The organism is Bowmanella dokdonensis, assembly GCF_017254865.1.
In the GTDB taxonomy this organism is placed as follows: Bacteria; Pseudomonadota; Gammaproteobacteria; order Enterobacterales; family Alteromonadaceae; genus Bowmanella; species Bowmanella dokdonensis.
Map to the genome: position 1 here is coordinate 1 of NZ_JAFKCV010000369.1, position 289 is coordinate 289.

Genomic DNA, 289 nt, shown 5'->3' on the forward strand with positions numbered 1-289 from the left:
GGTGGGTTATCGCTTTTGCATGGATGTGTAAGGTTGCATAAAAAAGCCCGCGAGATATACGGGCTTTTATAAACAGCAGCTGCCGTTATCAGGGCATTGAAAATGCCCCTGGCAGCAGCTCATCCACCCGCCAGCTCTGGCTGGACTCGCTATCACAAGTGGCAATAATCTCCGCGTCAGGGGCAAAAAACTCCACAATCACCTGGCGACAAGCCCCGCACGGGGAATATAAGGTCTCACCCGGCATATAAATCAGTAAGCTGTCGAATTCCGTGGCTTGCTTGCCCTG

General features: G+C 52.2%; 1 protein-coding gene. It reads right to left on the minus strand.

Annotation, left to right across the window (positions count from 1 at the left end; genetic code table 11):
• Positions 1 to 88: 88 nt before the first annotated feature.
• Positions 89 to 289, minus strand: a 201-nt coding sequence (locus J0A66_RS22970; RefSeq protein WP_369127396.1) for a cytidine deaminase family protein, incomplete at its 5' end; no start/stop codon positions are given.